The organism is Tolypothrix sp. VBCCA 56010, assembly GCF_050875635.1.
GTDB lineage: Bacteria > Cyanobacteriota > Cyanobacteriia > Cyanobacteriales > Nostocaceae > Hassallia.
Genome location: NZ_JBPAOH010000331.1, coordinates 1 through 1,758 on the forward strand (window position 1 = coordinate 1; position 1,758 = coordinate 1,758).

Genomic DNA, 1,758 nt, shown 5'->3' on the forward strand with positions numbered 1-1,758 from the left:
TTGATTTCTTTGGCAACAACTATTTCAATTCCATCATCAAAGACAACGCCCTGGAAGCTGGATGGAAGACCCGCCGCTTTCCCACCGCCCCGCGCAACCTTCTGACATTGTTCAACGATGAGAACCAGATCATCGGGCTACGGTTTGTCGGGATGACGTGCATCCTGGTTATCGACCTGGATAAGCTTTCTGCTTACAATCCCCATATTGACCCCGCTGAATACAACCGTTTATGCGGTGTCCTTGAAGACATCGGTCTGGTAGATCGGGTCCTTGTGCAAAGCAGTTACAGTACCGGGAAGCATATTTTTATTGCCCTCCCGAACGCCGTCCCCAGTCACATGGCGGCGCAGTGCTTGACTGTCGTGCTACAAAAAGCCGGATTCAGGATTGCCAAGGGGCAGCTCGAAATCTTCCCCAACCGTAAAGGCTGGTCAGAAGACAGTATCATCAATTACCACGGTCTACGCCTCCCCCTGCAACCAAATTCCGGCAGCTTTGTTTTAGACCCCTTCGACTTCACCCCCGTCCATAACGATTTAAACGCCTTTATCGGGGAGCTACAACACAGCGCCGCCCGTCAGGACATGGAAACCTTCAAACGGGTCATGAAGGAGGCGTATGAGGGCTTTAAAGTCGAAAATAACGGCTATGTGAGAAGCATTTACGCCAACAATGTCGCCGGGTGGTATGAAGACCTGGTAACGCGCCTTACGCCAGGGTGGACGGGACCCGGACAAACCAACGACCTGATCCCCGAAGCGGTAAAACTGTTTTTTGTGTTCAACAGGCTGGACGGTGAAGAACTAATCCAACAAACCGCCACCTTCATGCGTAAGCTGCCAGGGTACGAACTTTATTGCCGCCACCAGCATGAGCTAGAGCGGCGGATTAAAGACTGGCTCAAATCCATCAAGAACCTTGGTTACTACCACTACGACGGCTCGTTTCGCCCCCGGACTGGTGTTAATTACGGCGATACTGTAGCCCTGCATGGTGTCGCCCTAGGACAAAGAGAAGACGGCAGAAAACACAATAAAGCCAACGAAACCCGAAAGCAGACAGGGCGAGACAAACTCGCCCAGGTGACAAAGCTTATCCGTCAAAGCGTTCGTCAGGGATTGATTACAGCGCCGCAAACGATCAGAGAACGCCTGAATCTGATTATCGCCATCGCAAAACAGCATTTTGGACAAGGATTCAGCATCCAGTTCTTGTACACCTGTAAGGGCTTGCTGCAAAAGCTATGGCGATTTATGGCAAGGACTTCACCAGAACCTAGTGCCCCTATAGCACAAGTTGAACCCCAACCCATAGATACTTTACAAACCGTCATCATCCCCGAAAAAACCCTGAAACCCGCGCCAGAACAGGCGTTACTCCCTGTTTCTGAAGATATAACACTCATTGAAAACCCTGAAACCCAGTCACAGAGCGGCGTAACTAGCATTCCTGACAATAATGAAGGTTGGGGTGTATCAACACCGCCTGTACAGGTGGCTGTTGAAGAATGCGGTTCTGTTTTGTTTGTAGAGCCAATTAAACCCGTTGTTTCTTCCAACTCTCCTGATTTGCCTTCTTTCATCCAGGTGGGAGAGAAAGTTAAATTTCAGTCTCTTTTGACAAATGGGTGGCGAAAGGGAACGATCGTCAAAATTAATTTCATGCAAGGCTATTTTCTCAACTGTGTTGTCCAGTTTTACATTCGACAACGAAACGGGGAATGGGTTTCTCGTATTGCAGAAATTTATAATGACA

The 1,758-nt window shown here is 49.2% G+C and carries 1 protein-coding gene; it reads left to right on the forward strand.

Annotation, left to right across the window (positions count from 1 at the left end; translation table 11 throughout):
- The coding region (locus tag AABK37_RS41235) for a hypothetical protein (RefSeq protein ID WP_432557152.1) at nucleotides 1-1,758 on the forward strand (1,758 nt) is incomplete at both ends.